Source organism: Modestobacter italicus, from assembly GCF_000306785.1.
Taxonomy (GTDB): Bacteria; Actinomycetota; Actinomycetes; order Mycobacteriales; family Geodermatophilaceae; genus Modestobacter; species Modestobacter italicus.
The window spans coordinates 656,914-682,455 of sequence record NC_017955.1; the positions used below are offsets into that span (position 1 = coordinate 656,914).

The following is a 25,542-nucleotide window of genomic DNA, read 5'->3' on the forward strand; positions in this document are numbered from 1 at the left end:
AAGCCCCAACGGCCCCGTGGTGTTCCCCGCCGTCCCCCGGCCACCCTGCAGCGGGGGGCAGGGTGGTCCTTCAGCCGCCGGGGTAGCGGCGGCTGGTGTAGACGGCGCCGGCCGGGGTGACCCGGGTCTGGGTCGAGCCGATGAGCACCAGGCAGCGCATGTCCACGGTCTCCGGGGCGAAGGCGTCCAGCGTCGTGACGGTGACCGACTCCTCCGGCCCGCCGACGTCCCGGCCGACCACGACCACCGTCTCCGGCTTGCGCACCTCGAGCAGCAGGTCGCGGGCCTCGGCGAGCTGGTGCGGGCGTGCCCTCGACCGGGGGTTGTAGAGCGCGATCACCAGGTCGGCGGCGGCCGCATGCCGGAGCCGGTCCAGGACGACGTCCCAGGGCTTGAGCACGTCGGACAGGCTGAGCACGCAGAAGTCGTGGCCCAGCGGCGCACCGACCCGGGAGGCCACCGCCTGCGCCGCGGTGAGCCCGGGCAGCACCCGCACCTCGACGTCGGCGAACTCCGGCTGCGCGGCCACCTCCAGCACCGCCGCGGCCATCGCGAACACCCCGGGGTCGCCGCTGGAGACGACGGCCACCCGGCGCCCGGTCTGCGCCAGCCGCAGCGCGGCCGCCGCCCGCTCGGCCTCCACCCGGTTGTCGCTCGGGTGCCGGACCTGCCGCGGGTTGGCCGGCACCCGGTCCAGGTAGGGGCCGTAGCCGACCAGGTCGTCGGCGCGGGCCAGCGCCTCGGCGGTCTCCGGCGTCGTCCAGCTGCGCTGCCCGGGCCCGAGCCCGACGACGACGACCTCCCCGACCTCCGCAGGGTTCGGCGCCGAAACCGGTTCCGGGTTCGGCGCCTGAACCGGGGTGAGCTCGGAGGGCAGCAGGGCGAGGGAGAAGTAGGGCACGGTGTCCGGGTCGACGTCGGCCAGCGGGGCGACCCGCTGCCGGTCGGTGGTGGCCCGCTCGACGTAGTACGCCCGGTCGAGCACGCCGGCCTCCTCGAAGGCATCCCGGACGTTGCGGAAGGTCCGCCCCAGCTTCATCACCGCGGCCGAGTCGGTGGTGGCCAGCCACTCGGCCAGCTCCTCGGCGGGCAGCGTGCCGGGCAGCACGGTGAGCACCTCGTCCCGCTCGACCAGCGGCCGGCCGAGCACCGCGGCGGCGCCGCTGACGCTGGTCACGCCGGGCACCACCTCGGTCGGGTACCGGTGCGCCAGCCGCTTGTGCATGTGCATGTAGGAGCCGTAGAAGAACGGGTCGCCCTCGGCGAGGACGACGACGTCCCGGCCGGCGTCCAGGTGCGCGGCCAACCGGGCGGCGGCGGCCTCGTAGAACTCGTCGATGGCCCCCTGGTAGCCGCCGGGGTGGTCGGTGGTCTCCGTGGTCACCGGGTAGACCAGCAGCTCCTCGACTTGCCCCTCGCGCAGGTACGGCGCGGCGAGGGCGCGGGCCACCGACCGGCCGTGCTGGGCGGCGTGGAACGCGACGACGTCGGCCGCGCCGATCAGCCGCGCGGCCTTGACCGTGACCAGCTCCGGGTCGCCGGGGCCGAGCCCCACCCCGTACAGCCGGCCGGTCACTCGACGTCGCTCGCGATGGCGTTGACGGCGCCTGCGGTGATCGCACTGCCCCCGCGCCGGCCGCGCACCACCAGGTGCTCGAGGTCCGAGGCGGCCAGCGCCTCCTTGGACTCCACGGCGCCGATGAAGCCGACCGGGATGCCGATGACCGCGGCCGGCCGGGGCGCGCCGTCGGCGACCATCTCCAGCAGGTGGAACAGCGCGGTCGGGGCGTTGCCGATGGCGACGACGGCGCCGTCGAGGCGGTCGCCCCACAGGTGCATGGCCGCTGCGGTGCGGGTGGTGCCCAGCTCGCGGGCCAGGTCGGGGGTGCGCGGGTCGTTCAGCGTGCAGACCACGTCGTTGTCCTTGGGCAGCCGGCGGCGGGTGACGCCGGAGGCCACCATCTGCGCGTCGCAGAGCACCGGGGCTCCGGCGTCCAGCGCCTCGCGGGCCCGCTCGACGACCCGGGGGGAGAACACGACGTCGTCGACCAGGTCGACCTGCCCGCAGGCGTGGATCATCCGCACCGCCACCCGGGCCACGTCGGCCGGCAGCCGGGAGAGGTCGGCCTCGGCGCGGATGGTCGCGAAGGACTGCCGGTAGATCTCGGCGCCGTCGTGCTCGTAGTCGTACATCAGTCCTCTTCGATCCGGTAACCGGTGGGCGTGGCGACGACGTCGACCACGTCGCCCTGGGGCCGGCCGCACCGGCGCTCGCAGCCCACCCAGTGCTGCCGGGCGCCGTCTGCGGGGAGCGTCCCGGCGCGGACGGCGGCGGTGGCGTCGGCGCGGACGTCGGCCAGCGCCTTGGCGCAGCCCGGTCGGCCGGCGCACGTGGTCACCTGCAGCCAGGGGCTGGCCTCGTCGAACACCACGCCGGTGCGGAACAGGTCGACCGCGGCGTCGTCCACGGCGTCCTCGGCGAGGTCGGGGACGACGACGCTGCGCCACGGGGTCAGCTGCACCTCGGCGGCCAGCCGGGCGAGCATGTCGGCCTGGTCGGCGCTGAGCCGCCCGAGCGGGAGGACGCCGATCAGCGCCGTCCGGCCGTCGAGCTGCCCGGCCGCGCCCACCGGGCCGGTGACCGGGGCCTCGGGCACCCGCACCCGGGGGCCGTCCTGGCCGCCCAGTCGGGCGGCGACCCGGGCAGGGCCGTCGGTGAGCTCGGCGAGCCGCCAGGCCGAGGACCCCTGGTCGACGCGCTCGGCGAGGAAGGCCCGTGCGGCGGCCAGCGCCAGCGCGACGGCGTCCGCGGGCGCGGCCCGCAGCCCGGAGTCGGTGCCGGCCAGGATGAGCGCGACGGTGCCGGGGGAGAGGGCGAGCAGGCCGACGTCCCCGCCCAGCCCGGCGACGTCGCCCCGGCCGTCGTCCAGGGTGGCGAGGAACCGGCCGGGCAGCCCGGCGAGGACGGGGTCGGCCCGGAGCCCGGCGTCCAGGTCGCGCACCCACGGCCGGACGTCGACGTGGCCCGCGGCGGTCCGGCCGGACAACGTGCTGGCCAGCACGTTCCGCACCCGCTCGTGCGTCTCGCTGGGCAGCAGCCCGGCGTCGGCCAGCCGGGCGCCCAGCTCGGCCTCCGCGCCCGGCGCCAGGCCGCGCAGCTGCAGGTTGCCGCGGCTGGTCAGCTCCAGGTGCCCGTCGCCGAGCTCGCGCGCCGCCGCCGCCAGCGCCCGCAGCTGCTCGGCGTCCAGCGTGCCGCCGGGCACCCGCACCCGGGCGAGCCCGCCGTCGGCCGCGGCGTGGGTCTGCAGCGCGCCGGGGCAGGCGTCGACGCGGTCCCGGGAGGGTGCGGCGGCGGGGAGGGCGGGAGATGACATGGCGCCCGCGAGGCTACTTCCCACCCGCCCCGGGGGCTCACCCCCGGCCGCCGCCCTCCGCAGGCGGTCGCCGGCCCCGGCGCCGGCGCTCCCGGTGGGGAGCGGCGCGGTCGGGTCGGCCCGGATCGCAGAAGGAGAGCAGGGCCAGCCCCCGCCCGGACGTCGATGCCACGCTCGTGCCGTCAGCCCAGCGACGCGCGGTCGAAGGACATCCACACCGCGCGCCGGTCGGCCCGGGTGCGCACCTCGGCCATCGCCGTCACCCGGCGCTGCTGGTCGGGGGTGGCGCGGTGCTCGACCACGGCCAGCTCTGCGTCGCGCATGGCGCGCTCCGCGGCCCGCTCCGCAGGGGTCTCGGGCAGCTGCTGGCTGGTGTCCTCGTCGTCGGGGACGTCCCCGCCGCCCTCGGCCCGGTAGGGGCTGTCGGGGGGCAGGTTCCCGCTCACCCGGCCGTAGGCGCCCAGGGTCAGCAGCACCAGCCCGGCGACGATCGAGAAGATCACGTTGGCCATGGAGAAGGCCAGGACGTTCAGGTCGGTCTCCAGCACCGCGAGGTTCGCCAGCGCGGAGACCAGGAACAGCACGCCGATGACCAGCATCGTCGTGGACGCCACCCGGGAGCTGCGGAACGCCGCGACGACCAGGACGAGTGCGGTGACCAGCGAGATGGTCGACAGCAGCCCGTTGGACGACAGCCCGGCCACCCGCTGGCCGTCGGTGGAGAAGTAGGCCAGGCCGTTGACGAGGCCGAGGACGCCGAACGCGGCGATCACCGCGGCGACGACGACCGCGCCGATCCGGTGGACGGCGGGGACGAGCCCCGCCTCCTCCCCGTCGGCCGAGGAGGACCAGTGCGGCAGGTGCAGGGCGTGGGTCATCTCAGGAACTCCGGAGGGGAGTCGGTACCGGGGCCGGGTGGCGTCCGGCGACGGTGAGCTACCCACTCAGTGCGGATCAACTCGGTTGGACACGACTTTTCCGGTTCCGCTGCCCCGATCCCGGTCGGGAAGCTCTGCGGCCGACGTCTGGTTGGGGGCCGTGGAAGGAGCGCCATGACCCAGCCCGACGCCCGTCAGCCGCACGACATCGACCTGCACTCCGAGTACCTCCGCGCCGACCTGTTCCTCGCCATGGGCCAGCCCATCGAGGCGGCCAAGGTGCTGGAGGGGGTGCTCGAGGCCGAGCCGGACAACCAGGCCGCCCTCGAGCTGCTCGCCCGCAGCTACTTCGGGTCCGCCCAGCTCACCCGGGCCGAGACGTCGCTGACCCGCCTGGTGGAGCTGGCCCCGGCCAACGGCTGGGCCCGCCGGGCGCTGGCCCGCACGCTGGAGCGGCAGAGCCGCGCGGCGGACGCCACCGTGCACCACCGGGTGGCCGACGCGCTCGGCGCCTGACGAAGGACCTGCTCACCCACGGGGCGGCACCCTCCCGACGAGGGTGCCGCCCCGCGTCACGTCCCGAGCCCGGCGCCGAAGGTCCGGGCGTCCGACCGGCGGCGCAGCCTGCCCAGCACCCGCCCGGCGGCCAGCACCGCGGGGTGGGGCAGGGCCAGGTGCCGCTCCGCACCGGTGGGCAGGCCGGCCATCACCCAGCCCAGGGCGGCCGGGACGTCCCGCGCCCGGTACTGCGTGGCCAGGTGGTCGCGGTCCACCCGGTCCCAGTCCGACTGCTGCAGGTGCTGCTGGACGAGCACCATCCCGACCCGTTCCTCGTGGGCCAGGTGCGCACCGAGCGTCGCCTGCAGGCCGTCGACGGCGGCGCACAGCCGCGGGTGGGTGCTCGGTGCCACGGACCCGGCGGCGAGTGCGCGCAGCCCGGCCGTGCACCCGGCCAGCAGGGGGTCGAGATCGGCGTGCTCCGCCTCGAGGGCGGCGAGGGCGGCGGGGTCCGCGCCGCGCTCGGCGAGCAGCGGCCAGAGCCCGGCGTCCTCGCCGGCATGGTGCTTGTGCAGGACGTCGGCGAACAGCGTGAACCGGCGGGACAGCCGGTTCCAGGTGACGAGGTCGGCCACCGGCGTGCGGGGGACCGCCGCGGCGAACGCGGCCAGGTCGCGCCGGAAGCCCCAGTGGACGAGGTACATCGTGGCGAGGTCGACCGGGCCGTCGGGTGCCGCGGCCTGACCGGGGACGCGGAGCGGGCTGGGGCTGCGGGACGCACGGAGCACGCGTCGACTCCTCGGGGCCGGGCGGGGGGGGCGCGGCAGGAGAGCCGCACGACCGGGTTACGGGCCCCGGCCCCTCCCGGTTCACCCCGGCGCACCGGCGGGGACGGTCGTACGGTGCGCCGTCGCAGCGCGTGACCCCGTCGCGGCGGAGGAGCAGGTCGGCTGCTAGACGACGAGGTTCAGCAGCAGGACCCCGATCAGGCCGACCACCGAGATCAGGGTCTCCATCACCGACCAGCTCTTGATGGTCTGCCCGACGGTCATCCCGAAGTACTCCTTGACCAGCCAGAAGCCCGCGTCGTTGACGTGGGAGAAGAACAGCGAGCCCGCGCCCACGGCGAGGGCGAGCAGCGCGACGGTCGGGGAGTCCAGCCCCTCGGCCAGCGGGGCGACGATGCCCGCCGCGGTGATCGTCGCGACCGTCGCCGAGCCGGTGGCCAGCCGGATGCCGACGGCGACCAGCCAGCCCAGCAGCAGCGGGGAGAGGTCGGCGCCCTCGGCGGCGTCGGCGATCAGACCGCTGATCCCCGAGTCGACGAGCAGCTGCTTGAACCCGCCGCCGGCGGCGACGATCAGCAGGATGCCGGCGATGGCGGGCAGCGAGCCGCCGATCGTGTCCGAGATGCGCTGCCGGCCGAAGCCGACCGCCGTCCCGAGGGTGAACATGGCGACCACGACGCCGATCAGCAGGGCGATGACCGGGGTGCCCAGCGTGTTGGAGACCGTCCGCAGCGCGGTGCCCTCGTCGAGGGTCAGCTCGCCGATGGCGCCGAGGCCCATCAGCACCACCGGCAGCAGCACGGTGGCGACCGTGGCCCCGAAACCGGGCTGACGGCGGGCGCCCTCGGCGGGGCGGGCGCTGTCGCCGGTGTCGAGGAGGTCGCGCTCCTCGGCGTCCGTCGTCCCGGCGCCGGCCGTGCCGGTCTCCCGGCCGCCCACCGCCGCGCCGACCAGCGCGGTCGGGGTGGCCACGTGCAGCCGCCTGCTGATGAAGCTGCCGAACACCGGCCCGGCGACGATGACCGCCGGGACCGCCAGGACCAGCCCGAACAGCAGCACCAGGCCCAGGCTGGCGCCGAGCGCGTCGATGGCGACGAGCGGCCCCGGGTGCGGGGGGACGAACCCGTGCAGCACCGACAGCCCGGCCAGGGCGGGGATGCCGACCCGGAGCACCGGCTGCTCGCTGCGGTGGGCGACCAGCAGCACGATCGGGATGAGCAGGACCACGCCGATCTCGAAGAACAGCGGGATGCCGATCAGCGCCGCCACCCCGCCCATCGCCCACGGGAGCGCCCGCGGGCTGACCCGGTCGACGATCCGGTTGACCACCCGGTCGGCGCCACCCGAGGCGGTGAGCAGGCCCCCGATCATGGCGCCGAGCGCGATGAGCAGCCCGACGTTGCCGACGGTGGAGCCGACCCCTGCGGAGAAGCTGGCGACGATGTCGCTGACCCCCACCCCGGCCACCACCCCGAGCACCGCCGACCCCAGGATCAGCGCGAGGAACGGGTGCACCTTGAGCACGGTGATCAGCACGACCACCACGGCGATGCCGAGCAGGGCGGCGACCACGAGCAGCGGCTGGCTGCTGGTGTGGTCGACCTCGGCGGCCAGGACGGTCATCGCTGCTCGGGCCGTGCGGTCGACGTCATGATCACAGTCTCGACCCGTTGGTTGCAGCGCAGCAACTGGACGCCGACGGTGACGGTGAGCAAGCGGACGAGTTCGATCAGCGATTGACCACGGGCGGTCAACACCGCACGCTGTCGCACACGAACCGCACAACCGGAGAGGGTCACAATGCCGTCACCCACGTCCCACCGCCGCACCGCGGCAGCCGGCGCCCTGCTGGCGCTGGGCCTGCTCGCGCCGGCGTTCACCGGCACCGCCCAGGCGGCGCCACCGCCGTCGGCGGGCGCGCAGGCCTCGATCGAGCCCGTGATCGACGCGAACTTCCCCGACCCCGACATCCTGGTCGTCGACGGCGTCTACCACGCCTACGCGACGAACAACGAGGGGCAGAACGTCCAGCACCAGACCTCGACGGACCTGGTCCACTGGACGCCGCAGCCCGACGCCGCGCCGGTGCTCGGCGACTGGGTCGGCCCGTGCTCCTTCGCCCCGGGCGGGGCGACCGACAACTGCGTGTGGGCCCCCGAGGTCAGCGCCGTCGAGGGCGGCTACGCGCTGTACTACACCGCGCGTGACGAGAGCTCGCAGCTCCAGTGCATCGGGGTGGCGACGTCCGCCTCGCCGAACGGCCCCTTCGTGCCCGTGGGCACCGAGCCGCTGGTCTGCCCCACCGGGCAGGACGGGACGCCGGCGCTCGGTGGCGCCATCGACGCCAGCACCTACCGCGAGGGCGGTCAGCTGTACCTGCTGTGGAAGGCCGACGGCAACTGCTGCGCGGGCAAGACGGCGATCATCTACCTCCAGCCGCTGTCGGCCGACGGCACCACGCTCACCGGCCCGCCGACCGAGCTGATCCGCCGCGACCAGCCGTTCGAGGGCAACGTCGTCGAGGCGCCGACGCTGGTGGAGCGGAACGGCACCTACTACCTCTTCTACTCGGCGAACGACTTCGCCGGGGGCGGGTACCGCACCAACTACGCCACGTCGACCAGCCTCACCGGGCCGTACGTGAAGTCGCGCACCGAGCTGATGACCACCGACCGGTTCCAGGGCGACGTCCGGGGCCCCGGGGGTCAGGACGTCGTCACCAACCCCGACGGCAGCACCTCGATCGTCTTCCACGGCTGGGACCCGACCTACTCCTACCGCGCGATGTACGTCAGCGACCTGGACTGGTCCGCGACCGGCGTCCCGTCGGTCGCGGCGGCCTCGACCCGCTACCAGGCCGAGGACGGCGTGGTCACGAACGCGCGGGTCGTGGCCGACGACACCGCCTCCGGGCTGGCCAAGGTCGGCGGGCTGGACGCTCCGGACAGCTCGGTGACGGTGCAGGTGTACGCGGAGAAGGCCGGACCGGCGACGCTGGGCATCCGCTACGCCAACGGGTCGGTGGACGCGACCGGCCCGGTGCTGGCGACCGACACCCTCACGGTGAACGGCCGCAGCGCCGGCACGGTGACCTTCCTGCACACCACCTGGGGCAACTGGCAGCTGCTGGAGCAGCAGGTGAAGCTGCAGAAGGGCTGGAACACGGTCACCCTGACCAAGGCCACGGCCTTCGCCGAGATCGACGCGATCGACGTGTACGCCGCCGACCACGGCCCCGCCCCGAGCGCCCCGCCGGTGGTCCCGGCGACCGCCGTCCGGTACGAGGCCGAGGACGGCGTGGTCACCCACGCCCGGGTCGTCGACGACCCCAACGCCTCGGCCGGGGCCAAGGTCGGCGGTCTGGACTTCGCCGACAGCTCCGTCACCCTGCAGGTGTTCGCGGACAAGGCCGGGCCGGCGACGCTCGGCATCCGCTTCGCCAACGGCTCGGACCGGGGCGGCTACCCGGTCGAGTCGACCGACACCGTCACGGTCAACGGCCAGGACGCCGGCGTGGTCACCTTCTGGCACACGCGCTGGGACAACTGGACGACGGTGGAGCACCCGGTGAAGCTGCAGAAGGGCTGGAACACGGTCACCCTGACCCGCGGCACCTTCTACGCCGAGCTGGACGCGGTCGACGTGTACTGACCGCGGCAGCCACGACGGGCCCTCGGCCGGGGAGCACCCCCGGCCGGGGGTCCGTCGTGCTCTCGGGGCCTGTGGTGTGCTGGGTGCTCCCCAGCGCCCCGACGCGAGCCCCCGTGCTCGGCCAGGAGAGACCCGCCCCGATGAACCGCCGCACCGCCCCGCGCCTGCTGCTCACCCTCGCCGTCGCCGTCTCGCTGACCGCGTGCGGCGGGGACGACGAGGGCTCCTCCGCCGCCTCGGGTGGGACGTCCTCGTCGTGCGAGAGCCGGCCGCCGACGACGGAGGCCCCGGCCGGGGTCTCGGCCGACCTCGCGGTGAAGCCGGAGGCGCCCTGCTACGACGCCGCGCCCCCGGCCGACCTGGTGGTCAGCGACGTGGTGGTCGGCACCGGCGCGGAGGCCGTCGCGGGCAGCACCGCCACGATGAAGTACGTCGGCGCGTTCTACGAGACCGGCGAGGAGTTCGACTCCTCCTGGAGCCGCGGGGCGGACGAGACCTTCCCGGTCACCGTCGGCGCCGGGCAGGTCATCGAGGGCTTCGACCAGGCGGTCGAGGGGATGCAGGTGGGCGGCCGGCGGATGGTCGTCATCCCCAGCGACCTCGGGTACGGCCCGAACGGCTCCGGGCCCATCCCCGGGGACGCGACGCTGGTCTTCATCATCGACTGCGTCGGCGTCGCCTGACCCGCGGCGTCAGAGCAATCGGGCGCGGCCGGCCTGCACCCCCGCGACGGCCTGGACGACCAGCACGCCGAGCAGCACGACCAGCGGCGCGGTCCAGCTGCCGGTCGCGTCGTGCAGGGCACCGAGCAGGATCGGACCCGCAGCGGCCAGGGCGTACCCGACCGACTGGGCCATCCCGGACAGGGCCGCGGCCTGGTGGTGGTCGCGGGTCCGCAGCCCGAACAGCGACAGGGCGAGGACGATGCACGCCCCACCGCCGGCGCCGGCGACGACGATCCACAGCAGGGAGGCCCCGGGCAGGGCCAGCTGGCCGGCGATCGCGGTGGCGAACAGCCCGGTCGCACCCAGGAGGAGCCACCGCTGGTCGGGGAAGCGGGGGATCAGCCGCGCCGTCGCCAGGTTGCTGAGCAGCCCGGCGACCTGCATGGCGAACAGGTGCCAGCCCGCCGCGGCGGCGGAGACGCCGTGGGCCCGTTCCACCGAGGGCCACCAGGTGATCAGCGTGTAGTAGATCGTCGACTGCATGCCCATGAAGACGGTGACCTGCCAGCCCAGGGCGCTGCCCCACGGTGACCGGTGCCGGACCGCGGCCGACGTCGCCGCTGGCGGGACGGTGCGGCGGCGCAGCTGGGGGAGGAAGACGGCCAGCGCGATCAGCCCGAGCCCGGCCCAGATGCCGAGCGCGAGCCGCCAGCCGTGCTGGGTGGTGCCGGCCAGGGGGACGGCGAACCCGGACGCCAGCGCCGCGGCGGCGCCCTGGACCGAGGAGTAGAGACCGGTGACCTGGCCGATCCGGTCCGGGTACTCCCGCTTGACCAGGGACGGCAGCAGCACGTTGATCACCGCGATGGCGATGCCGAGGAAGGCGGTGCCCACCCACAGCGCGGGGGTCGAGGGCAGCGAGCGGACCACCGTCGCCACCGCCAGGACGGCGAGCGCCGCACCCAGCGCCCGTTCGGTGCCGATCCGGCGGGCGAGGGCCGGTGCGACGGGGGAGACGACCGCGAAGGCGACGAGCGGGAGGCTGATCAGCACCGACGCGGTCGCACCGCCGATGTCCAGGTCGGTGCGGACGTCCTCGATGACCGGGCCGACCGAGGTGATCGCAGCCCGGAGGTTGGCCGCGATGAGCAGGATGCCGGCCAGCAGCAACCCGGAGCGGGGGGCCGCACCGACCCGGACACCGGTCGCCGTACCGCTCGCCATGGGGGGTCTCCTCGTCGTCGAGGCGGGCTGCCGACGGGTTTCGCTGGGCAACCGAGCCGCGGGTCACGGTAACCGGCGGCTGCCCGGGGGTCCGCCGGGTAGCGTCTGGGTCACCCACGGCAGTGCAGCAGGGAAGCCGGTGCGAGCCCGGCGCGGTCCCGCCACTGTGACCCCACCTCGGGGGAGCCAGACACCTCGGCTGCCGTGACCGACGACCCGGGGCGCGGACCCCGAGGGAGGCACGGCCTTGAGCTCTCGCACCTACACCCTGCTGTCGACGTCGGACACCGACCTGCTGTCGGCCCGGTCCTGCCCGGCCGACTGGCGGCTGGGCAACCCGACCCGGCTCGGCGCGGCCGGGATGGTCGAGCTCGCCATCGGCAGCGACCTCGTCGTGGTCCGGATCCTCGGGGTGCGGCGGCAGTACGAGGAGATGCTGGCCCCGCTGCTGGCCGGGCCGGCGCCGGTCGTCGTCCTCGGCGGGGAGACCGTGCCCGACGCCGAGCTGATGGAGCTGTCCACCGTCCCGATGGGCGTGGCCACCGAGGCGCACGGCTACCTCGCGCAGGGTGGCCCGGACAACCTGGCGCAGCTGCACCGCTTCCTCGGCGACACCGTGCTGCTCGAGGGCGAGGGCTTCGAGCCGCCGTCCGTGGCACCGGAGTGGGGGGTCCTGGAGCGGGAGAGCCGGGGGACCGGTCCGACCGTCGCCGTCCTGTACTACCGGGCGCACCACCTGTCCGGGAACACCGCCTTCGTCGAGGCGCTGTGCACGGCCATCGAGGACGCCGGCGGCCGCGCGCTGCCGGTGTTCACCGCCTCGCTGCGCACCGTCGAGCCGGGCCTGGTCGACGTCCTGCGCACCGCCGACGCCCTCGTCGTCACCGTGCTCGCCGCCGGCGGGTCGCGGCCGGCCACCGCGCAGGCCGGCGGGGACGACGGCGCCTGGGACGTCGGCGAGCTGGCGAAGCTGGACGTCCCGGTGGTGCAGGGGCTGTGCCTGACCTCGAGCCGGGCCGACTGGGCGGCCAGCGACGACGGGCTCTCCCCGCTGGACGTGGGCAACCAGGTCGCCATCCCCGAGTTCGACGGCCGGCTGATCAGCGTGCCGTTCTCCTTCAAGGAGACCGACGCCGACGGGCTGACCTCCTACGTCGCCGACCCCGAGCGGGCCGCCCGGGTCGCCGGCACCGCGGTCGCGCACGCCCGGCTGCGGCACACCCCGCCCGGCGAGCGCCGGATCGTGGTGATGCTGAGCGCCTACCCGACCAAGCACGCCCGGATCGGCAACGCGGTCGGCCTGGACACCCCGGCGTCCGTCGTCCGGCTGCTGGCCGCGATGCAGGGTCAGGGGTACGACATCGGCCCGTTCGACGGCCCGGACGCGCTGCCCGGCGTCGCAGACCTGGACGGCGACGCGCTGGTGCACGCGCTCATCGCCGCGGGCGGGCAGGACGAGAACTGGCTCACCGAGGAGCAGCTGAGCGGCAACCCGGTGCGGATCTCCGCCGCCGAGTACCAGCGGCACTTCGACACCCTGCCTGCCGAGCTGCGCGCGGCGATGGAGGAGCACTGGGGCCCCGCCCCCGGGTCGCTGTTCGTCGATGACGGGCACGTCGTCTTCGCCGCGCTGCGGGCCGGCAACGTCGTGGTGATGGTCCAGCCGCCGCGCGGCTTCGGGGAGAACCCGATCGCGATCTACCACGACCCGGACCTGCCGCCCTCGCACCACTACCTGGCCGCGTACTGGTGGCTCCGGTCGGTGTTCGGCGCGCACGCGATGGTGCACGTCGGCAAGCACGGCAACCTCGAGTGGCTGCCCGGCAAGACCGTCGGGATGTCAGCGGCCTGCGGGCCGGACGCCGCGCTCGGCGACCTGCCGCTGGTCTACCCGTTCCTGGTCAACGACCCGGGTGAGGGCACCCAGGCCAAGCGCCGGGCGCACGCCACCCTGGTCGACCACATGGTCCCGCCGATGGCCCGGGCCGACTCCTACGGCGACATCGCCCGGCTGGAGCAGCTGCTCGACGAGCACGCCAACATCGCCGCGATGGACCCGGGCAAGCTGCCCGCCGTCCGGCAGCAGATCTGGACGCTGCTGCAGGCCGCCAAGCTCGACCACGACCTGGGCCTGGCCGAGCGGCCGGAGGACGACCACTTCGACGAGATGATCCTGCACGTCGACGGCTGGCTGTGCGAGATCAAGGACTCCCAGATCCGCGACGGCCTGCACGTGCTGGGCACCCCGCCCTCCGGGCAGGACCGGGTCGACCTGGTGCTGGCGATGCTGCGGGCGCGGCAGATCTGGGGCGGGGCGGTGGCGCTGCCCGGCCTGCGCCAGGCCCTCGGGCTGACCGAGGACGGCACGGCCGGGCTGCACGAGACCGACCGGGTCGAGGCGCTCGCCGAGGCGCTGGTCGCCGGCATGGAGGAGCGCGGCTGGACCGCAGCGGCCATCGCCGACGTGGTCACCGGCGTCCTGGGGACGACGGACGACCAGGTCACGGAGGTGCTCCGGTTCGCCGTCGACGAGGTCGTGCCGCGGCTGGAGCGCACCACCGACGAGCTGGACATGACGCTGCACGCCCTCGAGGGCGGTTACGTGCCGGCCGGGCCCTCGGGCTCGCCGCTGCGCGGGCTGGTCAACGTGCTGCCGACCGGCCGGAACTTCTACTCCGTCGACCCGCGGGCGATCCCGTCACGGCTGGCCTGGGAGACCGGGTCGGCGATGGCCGAGTCGCTGGTCGAGCGCTACCAGGCCGACCACGACGGGCAGTTCCCGCGCTCGGTGGGGCTGTCGGTGTGGGGGACCTCGGCGATGCGGACCTCCGGCGACGACGTGGCCGAGGTGCTGGCGCTGCTCGGCGTCCGGCCGGTCTGGGACGACGCCTCCCGGCGGGTCACCGGCCTGGAGCCGATCGACCTGGACGAGCTGGGCCGGCCGCGGATCGACGTCACGGTGCGGATCAGCGGCTTCTTCCGGGACGCCTTCCCGCACGTGGTGACCATGCTCGACGACGCGGTCACCCTGGTGGCGGGGCTCTCCGAGGCCCCGGAGCAGAACTACGTGCGCGACCACGTCGAGGCCGATCTCGCCGCGCACGGCGACCGGCGGCGGGCGACCACCCGGGTGTTCGGCTCCAAGCCGGGTGCCTACGGGGCCGGGCTGCTCTCGCTCATCGACTCCCGGGACTGGCGCGGTGACGCCGACCTGGCCGAGGTCTACGCGGTGTGGGGCGGCTACGCCTACGGCCGCGACCTGGACGGCGTGAACGCCCGGCCGGACATGGAGGCCGCCTACAAGCGGATCGCAGTGGCCGCAAAGAACGTCGACACCCGCGAGCACGACATCGCCGACTCCGACGACTACTTCCAGTACCACGGCGGGATGGTGGCCACCGTCCGCGCGCTGACCGGCAGCTCACCGGAGGCCTACATCGGCGACTCCACCCGGCCCGAGCAGGTGAGGACCCGGTCGCTGGTCGAGGAGACCTCCCGGGTGTTCCGCGCCCGGGTGGTCAACCCCAAGTGGCTGGCCGCCATGCGCCGGCACGGCTACAAGGGCGCCTTCGAGCTGGCCGCGACCGTCGACTACCTGTTCGGCTACGACGCCACCACCGGCGTGGTCGCCGACTGGATGTACGAGAAGCTCGCGCAGACCTACGTGCTCGACCCCGAGAACCGGGAGTTCATGGAGAAGTCGAACCCCTGGGCGCTGCACGGCATCGCCGAGCGGCTGCTGGAGGCCGTCGACCGCAAGATGTGGGCCGAGCCGGACCCGGCGCTGCTCGCCGAGCTGCAGCAGGCCTACCTCGACACCGAGGGCGACCTGGAGGGCGGCGACACCCCCGCGCGATCGGTCGTCCGATGAGTTCCCCGCCGTGCTGCGGTCTGGTGCTGCATGGCGACGACCCTGCTGGCGATCGGCACCCGCAAGGGGCTCTGGCTCGCGACGAGTGAGGACCGGCGCAGCTGGTCGCTGTCCTCCCCGCACTTCCTGATGACCGAGGTGCCCAGCGTGGGCATCGACGTCCGCGGCGGGCGCACCCGGCTGATGATCGGCGTGCGCTCGGAGCACTTCGGGCCGACGGTCGTGCACTCCGACGACCTCGGCGTCAGCTGGGACGAGCCCGCCGACGGCGCGATCAGCTTCCCGGCCGACACCGGCGCGGCGGTGGAGCGCATCTGGCAGCTGCAGCCGGACTCCGCCGACCGGCCGGGCGTCGTCTGGGCCGGCTGCGAGCCGATCTCGGTGTGGCGCTCCGACGACGGCGGCGACTCCTTCGCGCTCTGCCGGGGCCTGTGGGACCACCCGCACCGGTCGGAGTGGGGCGCGGGCTACGGCGGGGCGGCGGCGCACTCCGTCCTCCCCGGGCCCGACGGCACGGTGCACGTCGCGATGAGCACCGGCGGGGTCTACCGGACGCGGGACGCCGGCGCCTCGTGGCAGCCGCGCAACGCAGGGATCAGCGCGTACTTCATGCCCGGGCCGGCGCCGGAGTTCGGGCAGTGCGTGCACAAGATCGCCCGGGACGCCGTCGACCCGCGGCGGCTGTACGCGCAGAACCACCACGGCGTCTACCGCTCCGACGACGACGGCGACTCGTGGACCTCGATCGCCGACGGGCTGCCCTCGGACTTCGGCTTCGTGATGCTGGCGCACCCCCGCCGAGGTGGGACGGTCTGGGTGGTGCCGCTGGTCGCCGACGGCGAGCGGATCCCGCCCGGCGGTGAGCTCGCGGTGCACCGCAGCGACGACGCCGGGTCGAGCTGGCGCCGGCTGACCGACGGGCTGCCGGCGCACGAGTACAACGCGGTGCTGCGCGACGCCGCCTGCGTCGACGCCGGTGACCCGGTCGGCGTGTACGTCGGCACCCGCGGCGGCGAGGTCTACGCCAGCGCCGACGAGGGGGAGACCTTCACGACCGTCGCCTCCCACCTGCCCGACGTGCTCTGCGTGCGGGCGGCGGTGCTGCCGTGACCGTCCAGGTGCTGCTCCCGCGGCTGCTGGCCGAGTGCGCCGGCGGCCGGACGTCGATGGCGCTGGACGCGCCGGCGCCGGCGACCGTCGGCGCGCTGCTGGACCTGCTCGCCGCCGAGCACCCGGTGCTCGGCCGCCGGGTCCGGGACGAGACCGGGGCGCTGCGCCGGCACGTCAACGTCTACGTCGACGGGGAGGAGGTCCGGCGGCTGTCCGGACTGGGCACCCCGGTGCCGGCCGACGCCGAGGTGATGGTGGTGCAGTCCGTCGCCGGTGGCTGAGCGCGACGGCGCGCCGTGCCTGCGCGCGCCGAGCCCGTCCGGCGGGCTGGCGGTCGCGCCGGGGAGGACGGTGACGGGATGGGGATCCTCAGCAGGTTGACGGGCTCGGCGAAGAGCACCGGCAAGAAGAGCACCGGTGCCCGCAGCACCGGGGCGCGCAGCACCGCTACGCGCAGCACCGGGGCGGGCGGCACCGGGCGGCGCAGCACCACGGGCAAGGGCATGGGCGGCGGCCTGGGCGGTCGGGGCACCGACGACCGGGGCCTGACCGGGCGCTCGTTCGGGGGCTTCCGCTCCCGCGGCAAGGCCGGCACCGGCAAGGCCACCACCGGCGGGCAGCCCCGCAGCGGACGGTCCTTCAAGGGCTTCGGCACCCGCGGTCAGGCCGGGAGCGGGCGCACCGCGGCGAAGCCCTCCGGCGGGATCGGCAAGATGTTCCGGCGCTGAGGGTCAGCCCACCAGCACCGCGGCGGCCAGCAGGGTGACCGTGGCGGTCACCTCGCCCATCGCGCCCATCACGTCCCCGTTGACCCCGCCGAGGCGGGCCTCCGCGCGGCGCCGCAGCGCGCCGGCAGCCAGCCACCCCAGGGCCGTGGCGCCGACCAGGGCTCCGGCCCGCCCCCAGCCGTGCCCGGTGGCGAGGACGACGGCGACGACCGCCGCCAGGGAGACCACGACGCTGCCGGCCAGCCAGCGCCGGGAGACGGTGCCGGCGACGGCGGCGCCCAGCGTGGAGCCCTCGGCGATCGGCGCGCCGGCCAGCCCGGTGCCGGCCATCGCCACCCGGGCCCCGACCACCGCCGCCGGCAGGGCGAGCCAGCCCCCGTCGACGCCGAGCAGCTGAGCCGTGCAGGCCACCTGCAGCAGCAGGGTCAGCACGAGGGTGGCCACGCCGAACGGGCCGACGTCACCGGCCCGCATCACCTGCAGGGCGCGCTCCCGCCCGCGCAGCGGGCCCAGGCCGTCGGCGGTGTCGGCCAGGCCGTCCAGGTGCAGGCCGCGGGTGAGCGCGGCCAGCACGACCACGGCCAGCACGGCGCCGACCAGCGGGCTCGCGTACCGCCCGCCGAGCCACCCCACCGCGGTGGCCAGCGCGCCGAGGACCAGCCCGACCAGCGGCGCCCACGGCAGCACGCCGCGGGCCGAGGACGCCGCCGGCACCCGGACGACGCTGAGCACGGCGAAGGCCTCGGCGGGGCCGGACCAGGGGCGGCGGGGCGCGGAGCTCACCGGTCCACCCCCGGACGGCGACGGTGCGCGCCCCCGGGGCGGGTCACCGGAGGCGCTGGGGGAGGCCGGCGACGACGAACCACACCTGGTCGGCGGTGGCCGCCAGCCGCTGGTTGACCGAGCCGAGGGTGTCCCGGAACAGCCGGCCGGCGCGGGTCTCGGGCACCACGCCCAGGCCGACCTCGTCGCTGACGGCCACCACGTGCGCGGGCGTCATCACCCAGTTGTCGACCAGCGCGTCGCAGCGGCCGGCGAGCCGGTCCAGCGCGGCCCGCACGTCGCCGGACCGCTCGGCAGCGTGCGCGCCGCCGGGGTCGACCGCGTCCCAGACCCCGGTCTCGTCCATCAGCGCGGCGACCCAGGTGGTGATGCTGTCGACCAGCACGGCACCGCCCCGCACCAGCTCCGAGGGTGCGGTGCTCTCCACCGTGGCCCAGCTGACCGGGCGGCGGGACCGGTGGGCGGCGATCCGGTCGGTCCACTCCGCGTCGGCGTCGTCCCGCCGGGAGGTGGCGAGGTAGGTGACCTCCAGCTCGCTGTCGAGCAGCTGCTCGGCGTGGGCGGACTTCCCCGACCGCGAGCCGCCCAGCACCAGGACCTTGCTCATCGCCGGCCTCCCGGCTCGTCCCGCTGCTCCCTCGGCGGCGCGGTCACCCGTCCAGCTCCAGCCGGGTGACCGAGCCGTTGTGCGGGGTGACCGCGGGCAGCCGGTCCGGGCCGAGCCCGGCCGCGACCGCCTGCGCGGCCCGGATGGTGTCGCCGTGCGTGACCAGGGCCAGCACCGGGGCCGGCGGGTCGGCCAGCAGCTGCCCGAGCAGCGCGGCGACCCGGCCGTGCAGCTGGGCCAGGCTCTCCCCGCCCTCGGCGGACCAGTGCGGGTCGGTCCAGTCGACGACGTCCCACAGCTCGCGGGAGGGCCGGCCCTCCAGCACGCCGTAGCCCTGCTCGCGCAGCGCCGGGGTGGTGCCGACGCCGAGCCCGGTGGCCGTCGCGCAGTGCTCGGCGGTCTGCACCGCGCGGAGCAGGTCGCTGGACAGCAGCGCACCCGGCCCGGCGCCGTCGCGGGCGAGGCCGGCCAGCTCCGCGGCGGCCCGGGCGGCCTGCTGGTGGCCGAGCTCGGTGAGCGGCACGTGCGGCGTCTGCCCCTGCATGAGGCCGGCGGCGTTCCACTCGCTCTGGCCGTGCCGGACGAGGAGCAGGGTGAGCGAGGCGGCCATCGTCGGGGCAGCCTATGCGGCGGACGGCTCCCGGGGTGCCGGTGGTCCGGCGCCGCGCGGCTCGTACCGTCGCAGCCGTGACCATCCCGCTCCGCCCCGGCGCCGGCCGGGTCTCCCGGCCCGCCGCCCGCCCGACCGGCCCCGACCCGCTGGCCGGCCTGCTGGGCCTGCCCGGTGTCGCCGAGGCCGCCGAGGCCGCGCGCACGGCGGTCGACCGGCTGCTCGGCCACAAGGTGCTGCGCCGGGAGTCCGCCGGGGTCAGCGCGGAGTCCGCGCTGCGCGGCGCGCGGGCCTCGGCGGCGCTGGAGGGCGTGGACCTGCCGCTGGCCGCGCTGCGGGCGGGTGAGGTCGACGACCCGGTGGTGCAGGGCGCCCTGCGGGCGTCGGTCGGGCTCGGCTCGATGGTGGAGACCTGGGACCGGGCGCCGGGCCAGGTCCTCGCCCGGCTGCACGTGCTGGCCGCAACCGGGCTGGCCGCCCCGGCCGACCTCGGCCGGCCCTCGGGGAACGCCGGGCCGCGACTGGCCGGGCTGTTCGGCGTCATCACCGGCGCGACCACCGTGCCGGCCGTGGTGGTCGCCAGCGTCGTGCACGGCGAGCTGGCGGCGCTGGCGCCGTTCGGCACGCAGGACGGCGTGGTGGCCCGGGCCGCCGGCCGGCTGGTGGGCATCACCCGCGGCCTCGACCCGAAGGCCGTCTCCGTGCCGGAGGTCGGCCTGGCCGAGCTGGGCCGGGACGCCTACGCCGAGGCGCTCGCCGGATACCGCAGCGGTGAGCCCGCCGGGGTGGCCGGCTGGCTGGTGCACTGCGCCCGGGGCACCGAGCTCGGCGCGACCGAGGGCCTGGCGATCTGCGAGGCGCTGCTCCGCGGCTGAGCTCAGGCCCCGCGCCGCCGCCGGCGGTGGGCAGGGGCAGCGAGCGGCACGACGTCCGGCAGTGGGGCCAGGGCGGGCACGGCGGGCAGGGCGCGCAGCGCCCGCCGCCGCGCGTACCAGGCCAGCCCGGCCACCGCGGCACCGACACCGACGGCCGCGCTGGTCACCGCGGGCGCCCGGCCGCCGGAGAACCGGGAGCGCAGCCGCACCGGCCGGCTGAACTGCAGCACCGGCCAGCCGCGCTCGGTGGCGGCCCGGCGCAGCCCGCGGTCGGGGTTGACCGCGGTGGGGTGCCCGACCGCCTCGAGCATCGGCAGGTCGGTGACCGAGTCGCTGTAGGCCCAGCAGTCGGCCAGGTCCCAGCCCTCCTCGGCGGCGACCGCGCGCATCGCCGCGGCCTTGTTCGCGCCGTAGGCGTAGAAGTCGATCTCGCCGGTGTACCGGCCGTCGACGGTGACCATCCGGGTGGCCACGACCCGGTCGACGCCGAGCATCTCCCCGATGGGGCCGACCATCTCCGCCCCGCTGCTCGAGACGATGACGACCTCGCGGCCGGCCGCCCGGTGCTCCTCGATCAGGTCGGCGGCCTCGGCGTAGACCAGCGGGTCGACGATCTCGTGCAGGGTCTCCCGCACGATGTCGTGCACCACCGCGACGTCCCACCCCGTCGTCATGGCGGTGATCTGGCGGCGCATCCGCTCCATCTGGTCGGCGTCCGCGCCGGCCAGGGAGAAGACGAACTGCGCGTAGGCGCCCTTCAGCACGGCGCGGCGGTTGATCAGCCCGCCCTGGAAGAACGGGCGTCCGAAGGCCAGCGTGCTGGACTTCGCGATGACCGTCTTGTCGAGGTCGAAGAACGCTGCGGCGCAGGTCACATCCCACACGGTAAGTGGATCGGCAGTCCCGGCGGCGGTGCGCACCGTCGTCCACACCCGGACGGGTCGTCCACAGATCCGGCCGGGGCCTGCCGCCGGCCGCCCGGACGCGCTGCGCTGGGCGGGTGCCTGCTGCCCCTCCCGCCCCGCCCGCCGCCCACCCGCTGGTCGTGAGCGGCGACCCCGTCCTGCTCGACGACCTCCTCCGGCTGCTGGCCGCCGCCGGGACCACCGGCGAGCTCACCGCCGGCGGAGGTGCGCTGCGGCGCGCCCACCGCGACGCCCCGCTGGTGCTCGTGGGCGCGGACGCGCTGGCCAGCGCTCCGGTGCGGGCCCTGCCGCGGCGGGCGGGGCTGCTCGTCGTGGTCAGCGGCCCGCCGGACGCCGAGGTCTGGCCGGCGGCCGTCGCGGTCGGTGCCGAGCGCGTCGTCGTCCTGCCCCAGGACGAGTCGTGGCTGGTCGAGCGGGTGGCTGCCGCCGTCCGGGCGCCGGTGCGGCCCGGCTGGCTGGTCGCCGTCGGCGGCGCCTGCGGTGGCGCCGGGGCGAGCACGCTGGCCACCGCGCTCGCCCTGGCCGCGCGCACGGCGAGCGGTCCGGACGTGCTGCTCGTCGACGGGGACGGCTGGTCGGGCGGCCTGGACCTGCTGCTGGGCGCCGAGTGGACCCCGGGGCTGCGCTGGCCGGAGCTGGCCGGGATCAGCGGCCGGGTCGCCGGCCCCGCCCTGGTCGCCGCGCTGCCCGAGGCCTGCGGCGTCCCGGTCCTCGCCGCGTCCCGGGACCAGCCGCAGGAGGTGCCCGTCGAGGCGCTGCTGGCGGTCACCACCGGCGCCCGGGACAGCGGCTGCGGGGTCGTCGTCGACCTGCCCGTCCGCGGCGCGGGCACCGACGCGGTCCTCGCCGACGCCGACCTGGCCGTGCTGCTGGTGCCCGCCCGGCTGCGGGCCGCCGCGGCCGCCCGGGCCCTGCTGGCCGGCGAGCGCAGCCCGTGGGCGTCGGCCCTGCTGGTCAGCCGGCCCCTGCCCGGCGGGCTGACCCGCGCCGAGGTCGCCGACCTGCTGGGCCGGCCGGTGTTCGCCGAGCTCGCCCCCGACCGGTCCGCGGTGGCGCGGAGCGAGCGCGGCGAACCGCCGTCGGTGGCCGCCCGGTCACCGTTCGGGCTGCTCGGCCGGCAGCTGCTCGCCCAGCTCCCCGGGCGCCCGGCGTGACCGAGTCCGCCGCGCCGCTGGTCGAGCGGGTGCGCGCCCGGCTGGCCGGCGGCGCGGGCGCCCCCAGCCCGGTCACCGTCGCGACGCTGGTGCGGGAGGAGGCCGGCGGGCTGCTGGGCGACCGCGGCGTCCTCTCCGCGGTCCGGAACGGCACCGACGAGCTGTCCGGGGCCGGCGTGCTCGAGCCCCTGCTGCGGCTGCCCGGGGTGACCGACGTGCTGGTCAACGGCCCGGACGCCGTCTGGATCGACCGTGGCGCGGGGCTGGAGCCGGTCGACGTGCGCTTCCCCGACGAGGCGGCGGTCCGCCGCCTCGCCGTGCGGCTGGCCGCCTCCGCCGGGCGCCGGCTGGACGACGCCGCGCCGTGGGTCGACGCCGGGCTCCCCGACGGCACCCGGCTGCACGCCGTCCTCCCACCGGTGTCGGGGTCGGGCACCTGCCTGTCGCTGCGTGTGCTGCGCCGGGCGGCGCTCCCGTTCGCCGACCTCGCCGGCCGCGGTGCCTTCCCCGGCGCCTCGGCCGACCTGCTGACCGCGGTGGTGCGGGCCCGGCTGGCCTTCCTGGTCACCGGCGGCACCGGCACCGGCAAGACCACGGTGCTCTCCGCGCTGCTCGGGGTGGCCGACCCCGGGGAGCGGGTGGTGCTCTGCGAGGACGCCCCCGAGCTCGCGCCGCCGCACCCGCACGTGGTCCGGCTGCTCACCCGGCCGCCGAACGTGGAGGCCGCCGGTGCGGTCACCCTCCGCGACCTGGTCCGCCAGGCGCTGCGGATGCGGCCGGACCGGCTGGTGGTCGGGGAGGTGCGGGGCGCGGAGGTCGTCGATCTGCTGGCCGCGCTCAACACCGGGCACGACGGCGGGTGCGGCACCGTGCACGTCAACCGGGCGGCGGACCTGCCGGCCCGGCTCGAGGCCCTCGGCGAGGCCGCCGGGCTGGGCCGGGCGGCGGTGCACAGCCAGGCAGCGGCCGCGCTCGCCGTCGTCGTCCACCTGCGCCGGGGCCCGTCCGGACGGCACGTCGCCGAGCTGGGCGTCGTCCGGCGCCGGGGGGAGCTGATCGAGGTCGCGGCGGGCTGGCGGGCCGACGGCGGGCCCTGCCCCGCCCGCGACGAGCTCGCCGCCCTGCTGCGGTGCCCGGTGCCGGGATGACCCCGGCGCTGCTCTGCCTGTCCGCGGCGCTGCTCAGCTGGCCGACCGCGCGGCCGGCCACCCGGTTGGCGGGGCGCCCCAGCGGTCCGCTGCCCCGACCCGGGCCGGCCGCGCTGCTGAGCGGTCGCGCGGGCGCGCTGCTGCCCGCGCTGGCGGCCGGCAGCGCCGGGGCCGTCCTGTCCACGCCGGTCGTCGCCGCGCTGGCCGCGGTGTGCGGGCTGGCCGCCGGGCACGCCCTCCGGCGGCGGGCGGCGGCCGCCGCCGACGAGCGGCGCTGCCGCGCGCTCATCGTGGGGCTGGGCGCGCTCGCCGCCGAGCTGCGGGCCGGCCGCCCGCTGGCCGAGGCGACCGCGACGGCGCTGGACTGCTGCCCGGACCCGGTCACCGCCGCCGCGCTCGGGCCGGTGCTCCGGCTGGGCGAGGCCCCGCCCGGCCGGGCCGGCGACGAGCCCGCCCGGGCGCTGCGGCGGATCGCCGCCGCGGTACGGCTCAGCGCGCGCACCGGCTGCTCGCTGGCCGGCGTTGTGGGCGCCGTCGAGGACGACCTGCGCGCCCGGCTGCACGCGGAGCAGGAGCTCCGCTCCGCCGTCGCCGGTCCCCGCGCCAGCGCGACCGTGCTGGCCGGGCTCCCGGTGCTCGGCCTGCTGATGGGCAGCGGGGTCGGGGCCGACCCGTGGCGGGTGCTGACCACGACCGGCTCCGGGACGGTGCTGCTCGTGCTGGGCGTGGCGCTGGAGCTGGCCGGGACGACGTGGTCGGCCCGGCTGGTGCGCCGCGCCGCGCGAGGATGACCGCGGCCGCGGTGGCCGCGCTGGCCACGGCCCTGCTGGTGTGGGTGCCCCCCGGCCCGGACCGCCGGGAGCGGCTGCGGGCCGTCCGGGCGGCGGGGGACCGCCCCGCCCGGTCCGATCGGCGGGTCCCCGGCGCGCCGCCGGGCACCGGGCGCCGGTGGGCGGAGGCGGGTGCCGCTGCGGCCGGGGTCTTCCTGCTCCTCGGCGGCGGCCCGGGCGCCGCACTGGCCGGCGGCTGCGTCGCCGTCGGGCTGGAGCGGCTGCTGCGCCGGTCCGGCACCCTCCCCGACGAGGGCCCGCAGCTGGCCCGCGACCTGCCGGTGGCGTGCGACCTGCTCGCCGTCTGCCTGACCGCCGGCACCCCGGTCGGCGCGGCTCTGGCCGCGGTCGGCGACGCGGTGCCCGGGCCGCTGGGCGAGCGGCTGGCCGAGGTCGGCGCCCTGTACCGGCTGGGGGCCGCCCCCCGCCGGGCGTGGTCGGGGTCGCCGCCGCCGCTGGACGTGCTGGGCCGGACGCTGGTGCGGGCGGGGGAGTCCGGCTCGGCGGTCGTCCCGGCGCTGCAGCGGCTCGCGGTGGACCTGCGGAGCAGCGCCCGGAGCCAGACCGAGGCGGCGGTGCGCCGGGCGGGGGTCTGGGTGCTCGCTCCGCTCGGGCTGTGCTTCCTGCCCGCGTTCCTGTGCCTGGGTGTCGTCCCCCTGGTGCTCGGCATCGCCACCGACGTCTTCGGCGGAGGCACGCCGTGACCGGGAGCGGGCGCCGTCGTCCACAGCGGAGGGCCCCGTCCACAACCCGCGCGCAGCCCTGGGCCGGCGGGCCGGCTCCCCGCAGGGTCGTCCGTGGCGGGCCGGCAGGCGGCCCGGTGGAGGTGGGGACATGGGGAACGGGTCGCGGCAGGAGCCGGCAGCGCGGAGGCGGGACGTGCTGGCCCGGCGGTGGGCGGAGGTCCGCACGGGGGAGGAGGGCATGAGCACCGCGGAGTACGCCGTGGGCACCGTCGCGGCCTGCGCCTTCGCGGCCGTGCTCTACCAGGTGGTCACCGGCGGCTCGGTGGTCGGCGCGCTCGGCGACCTGGTGGAGTCCGCCCTGGCCACGCTCTCCTGAGCCGTCGTGCGCACCCGCCGCCCCGCCGGCCGCTCCGAGGCCGGGATGGTCACCGCCGAGACCGCCGTCGTGCTGCCGGTCCTGCTGTTCGTGCTGGCCGGGGCGGTCGCCGCGGTCGTGGTCGTCGGCGCGCAGCTGCGCTGCGTGGACGCCGCGCGGGAGGCGACCCGTGCGGCGGCGCGCGGCGAGCCCGGTGCGGTCGTGGTGGCACTGGCCGCCGAGGCGGCTCCCGCGGGCGCCGTCACCACCGTCGGCGGTGACACCGGCACGGTCACCGTCACCGTCTCGGCGACGATCTCGCCGCTGGGTCCGCTGCCCTGGCACGTCGAGGTCTCGGCCACGGCCACCGCGGTGCGCGAGCCGGCTGCGGCCGGGAGCGGAGCCCCGTGACGCCGTCGGGGCCGGCCGACGAGCGGGGCTCGGCCACCGTGTGGACCGTCGCGCTGGCCGGTGTCCTCGCGGTGGTGGGTGCCGCGGTGCTCCTGGTCGGTGCGGCGGTGGTCGCCCGGCACCGGGCAGGCACGGCCGCGGACCTGGCCGCGCTGGCGGCGGCGGGCAGGGCGGTGCAGGGCGAGGCCGACCCGTGCGCGACCGCCTCCGAGGTGGCCCGGGCCAACGGGGCGGTCGTCGACTCCTGCGCGGTCAGCGCGGCGGCGGTGGTGGAGCTGCGGGTGCACGTCCCCGTCCGGCTCGGCCCGCTCGGCGTCGTGGACGCGCCCGCCCGGGCCCGTGCCGGCCCGGCGGCGCCCGACGCCGGCCC

26 protein-coding genes, 1 pseudogene and 1 riboswitch are annotated in these 25,542 nt (G+C 76.7%); of the genes and pseudogenes, 15 read left to right on the forward strand and 12 right to left on the reverse strand.

Features of this window, described 5'->3' with window-relative positions:
• Positions 1–70 precede the first annotated feature (70 nt).
• The 4 genes from MODMU_RS03175 to MODMU_RS03190 all read right to left on the reverse strand — a co-directional run bounded on the left by MODMU_RS03175 (position 71) and on the right by MODMU_RS03190 (position 4,252).
• Positions 71–1,576, reverse strand: coding sequence for a precorrin-2 C(20)-methyltransferase (locus MODMU_RS03175; RefSeq protein WP_014738722.1), 1,506 nt, complete (start codon positions 1,574–1,576; stop codon positions 71–73).
• Positions 1,573–2,193 (reverse strand): precorrin-8X methylmutase, encoded by a 621-nt coding sequence (locus MODMU_RS03180; RefSeq protein ID WP_014738723.1) that lies wholly within the window; start codon positions 2,191–2,193, stop codon positions 1,573–1,575. Before MODMU_RS03180 ends, MODMU_RS03175 begins: the two co-directional genes overlap by 4 nt.
• A complete protein-coding gene (gene cobG / locus MODMU_RS03185) occupies positions 2,193–3,374 on the reverse strand; it encodes a precorrin-3B synthase (RefSeq protein WP_014738724.1) in 1,182 nt (393 codons plus the stop codon). The genes MODMU_RS03180 and cobG overlap by 1 nt, the downstream gene beginning before the upstream one ends.
• 182 nt (positions 3,375–3,556) lie before the next feature.
• Entirely contained in the window at positions 3,557–4,252 is a 696-nt protein-coding gene (locus MODMU_RS03190; RefSeq protein WP_014738725.1) for a DUF4383 domain-containing protein, read from the reverse strand.
• A gap of 174 nt (positions 4,253–4,426) precedes the next feature.
• On the opposite strand from MODMU_RS03190, the gene MODMU_RS29910 reads away from it, so the two are divergent.
• The gene (locus MODMU_RS29910) at positions 4,427–4,768 is read left to right on the forward strand and encodes a tetratricopeptide repeat protein (protein ID WP_014738726.1); all 342 of its coding nucleotides are present in this window, start codon (positions 4,427–4,429) and stop codon (positions 4,766–4,768) included.
• Positions 4,769–4,824: 56 nt separating this feature from the next.
• Here MODMU_RS29910 and MODMU_RS03200 read toward each other — a convergent pair whose 3' ends face one another.
• From MODMU_RS03200 to MODMU_RS03210, 3 genes are all read right to left on the reverse strand, one after another.
• Positions 4,825–5,538, reverse strand: a complete 714-nt coding sequence (locus MODMU_RS03200; RefSeq protein ID WP_014738727.1) for a hemerythrin domain-containing protein — start codon at positions 5,536–5,538, stop codon at positions 4,825–4,827.
• Positions 5,539–5,703: 165 nt separating this feature from the next.
• Positions 5,704–7,161, reverse strand: a complete 1,458-nt coding sequence (locus MODMU_RS03205) for a GntT/GntP/DsdX family permease (protein WP_014738728.1) — start codon at positions 7,159–7,161, stop codon at positions 5,704–5,706.
• On the reverse strand, positions 7,158–7,337 hold the full coding sequence (locus MODMU_RS03210; RefSeq protein WP_041794906.1) for a hypothetical protein: 180 nt from the start codon (positions 7,335–7,337) through the stop codon (positions 7,158–7,160). The genes MODMU_RS03205 and MODMU_RS03210 overlap by 4 nt, the downstream gene beginning before the upstream one ends.
• Before the next feature lies 1 nt (position 7,338).
• Between MODMU_RS03210 and MODMU_RS28860 the strand changes: the two genes are divergently transcribed.
• Both MODMU_RS28860 and MODMU_RS27510 read left to right on the forward strand, forming a co-directional pair.
• Complete coding sequence (locus MODMU_RS28860) at positions 7,339–9,189, forward strand: family 43 glycosylhydrolase (protein WP_014738729.1); 1,851 nt, start codon at positions 7,339–7,341, stop codon at positions 9,187–9,189.
• Between the two features lie 140 nt (positions 9,190–9,329).
• A complete protein-coding gene (locus MODMU_RS27510; protein ID WP_166503381.1) occupies positions 9,330–9,872 on the forward strand; it encodes an FKBP-type peptidyl-prolyl cis-trans isomerase in 543 nt (180 codons plus the stop codon).
• 9 nt (positions 9,873–9,881) lie between these two features.
• Here MODMU_RS27510 and MODMU_RS03225 read toward each other — a convergent pair whose 3' ends face one another.
• Positions 9,882–11,078: a CynX/NimT family MFS transporter gene (locus MODMU_RS03225; protein ID WP_014738731.1), complete on the reverse strand. Its 1,197-nt coding sequence runs from the start codon at positions 11,076–11,078 to the stop codon at positions 9,882–9,884.
• A gap of 129 nt (positions 11,079–11,207) precedes the next feature.
• Positions 11,208–11,274: riboswitch (cobalamin riboswitch) on the forward strand.
• Positions 11,275–11,325: 51 nt separating this feature from the next.
• Here MODMU_RS03225 and cobN point away from each other — a divergent pair.
• The 4 genes from cobN (at position 11,326) to MODMU_RS03245 (ending at position 16,787) form a co-directional block, all read left to right on the forward strand.
• Positions 11,326–14,949, forward strand: a complete 3,624-nt coding sequence (gene cobN, locus MODMU_RS03230) for a cobaltochelatase subunit CobN (protein WP_014738732.1) — start codon at positions 11,326–11,328, stop codon at positions 14,947–14,949.
• Positions 14,950–14,979: 30 nt separating this feature from the next.
• Positions 14,980–16,059 (forward strand): WD40/YVTN/BNR-like repeat-containing protein, encoded by a 1,080-nt coding sequence (locus MODMU_RS03235; RefSeq protein ID WP_014738733.1) that lies wholly within the window; start codon positions 14,980–14,982, stop codon positions 16,057–16,059.
• Positions 16,056–16,340 (forward strand): MoaD/ThiS family protein, encoded by a 285-nt coding sequence (locus MODMU_RS03240; RefSeq protein WP_014738734.1) that lies wholly within the window; start codon positions 16,056–16,058, stop codon positions 16,338–16,340. The genes MODMU_RS03235 and MODMU_RS03240 overlap by 4 nt, the downstream gene beginning before the upstream one ends.
• Before the next feature lie 78 nt (positions 16,341–16,418).
• Positions 16,419–16,787: a hypothetical protein gene (locus MODMU_RS03245; protein ID WP_014738735.1), complete on the forward strand. Its 369-nt coding sequence runs from the start codon at positions 16,419–16,421 to the stop codon at positions 16,785–16,787.
• A gap of 3 nt (positions 16,788–16,790) precedes the next feature.
• Here MODMU_RS03245 and MODMU_RS03250 read toward each other — a convergent pair whose 3' ends face one another.
• From MODMU_RS03250 to MODMU_RS03260, 3 genes are read right to left on the reverse strand one after another with little or no spacing between them, the layout of a single operon-like run.
• Entirely contained in the window at positions 16,791–17,570 is a 780-nt protein-coding gene (locus MODMU_RS03250; protein WP_014738736.1) for an adenosylcobinamide-GDP ribazoletransferase, read from the reverse strand.
• Positions 17,571–17,613: 43 nt separating this feature from the next.
• The gene (gene cobU / locus MODMU_RS03255) at positions 17,614–18,177 is read right to left on the reverse strand and encodes a bifunctional adenosylcobinamide kinase/adenosylcobinamide-phosphate guanylyltransferase (protein WP_014738737.1); all 564 of its coding nucleotides are present in this window, start codon (positions 18,175–18,177) and stop codon (positions 17,614–17,616) included.
• Positions 18,178–18,220: 43 nt separating this feature from the next.
• Positions 18,221–18,787: a histidine phosphatase family protein gene (locus MODMU_RS03260; protein ID WP_014738738.1), complete on the reverse strand. Its 567-nt coding sequence runs from the start codon at positions 18,785–18,787 to the stop codon at positions 18,221–18,223.
• Between the two features lie 77 nt (positions 18,788–18,864).
• Between MODMU_RS03260 and MODMU_RS03265 the strand changes: the two genes are divergently transcribed.
• Positions 18,865–19,662: a Fic family protein gene (locus MODMU_RS03265; protein ID WP_014738739.1), complete on the forward strand. Its 798-nt coding sequence runs from the start codon at positions 18,865–18,867 to the stop codon at positions 19,660–19,662.
• Positions 19,663–19,664: 2 nt separating this feature from the next.
• Here MODMU_RS03265 and MODMU_RS03270 read toward each other — a convergent pair whose 3' ends face one another.
• Complete coding sequence (locus tag MODMU_RS03270) at positions 19,665–20,537, reverse strand: HAD family hydrolase (protein WP_014738740.1); 873 nt, start codon at positions 20,535–20,537, stop codon at positions 19,665–19,667.
• Positions 20,538–20,707: 170 nt separating this feature from the next.
• On the opposite strand from MODMU_RS03270, the gene ssd reads away from it, so the two are divergent.
• The 7 genes and pseudogenes from ssd to MODMU_RS30265 all read left to right on the forward strand — a co-directional run.
• Positions 20,708–21,742, forward strand: coding sequence for a septum site-determining protein Ssd (gene ssd / locus MODMU_RS28995; protein WP_231851754.1), 1,035 nt, complete (start codon positions 20,708–20,710; stop codon positions 21,740–21,742).
• Entirely contained in the window at positions 21,739–22,890 is a 1,152-nt protein-coding gene (locus tag MODMU_RS29000) for a TadA family conjugal transfer-associated ATPase (protein ID WP_014738742.1), read from the forward strand. Before ssd ends, MODMU_RS29000 begins: the two co-directional genes overlap by 4 nt.
• The gene (locus MODMU_RS03285; RefSeq protein WP_231851755.1) at positions 22,872–23,681 is read left to right on the forward strand and encodes a type II secretion system F family protein; all 810 of its coding nucleotides are present in this window, start codon (positions 22,872–22,874) and stop codon (positions 23,679–23,681) included. The genes MODMU_RS29000 and MODMU_RS03285 overlap by 19 nt, the downstream gene beginning before the upstream one ends.
• Positions 23,678–24,424 carry a type II secretion system F family protein gene (locus MODMU_RS03290; RefSeq protein WP_014738744.1) on the forward strand — a complete coding sequence of 249 codons (747 nt, stop codon included), beginning with the start codon at positions 23,678–23,680 and terminating at the stop codon, positions 24,422–24,424. The genes MODMU_RS03285 and MODMU_RS03290 overlap by 4 nt, the downstream gene beginning before the upstream one ends.
• 130 nt (positions 24,425–24,554) lie before the next feature.
• Positions 24,555–24,782, forward strand: a complete 228-nt coding sequence (locus MODMU_RS29915) for a DUF4244 domain-containing protein (protein WP_083869656.1) — start codon at positions 24,555–24,557, stop codon at positions 24,780–24,782.
• A 6-nt stretch (positions 24,783–24,788) separates the two neighbouring features.
• Positions 24,789–25,172 carry a TadE family type IV pilus minor pilin gene (locus MODMU_RS03300; protein ID WP_014738746.1) on the forward strand — a complete coding sequence of 128 codons (384 nt, stop codon included), beginning with the start codon at positions 24,789–24,791 and terminating at the stop codon, positions 25,170–25,172.
• Positions 25,169–25,510: pseudogene (locus MODMU_RS30265) on the forward strand (Rv3654c family TadE-like protein); the annotation flags it as partial. The gene MODMU_RS03300 and the pseudogene MODMU_RS30265, both read left to right, overlap by 4 nt.
• Between the last annotated feature and the right edge of the window lie 32 nt (positions 25,511–25,542).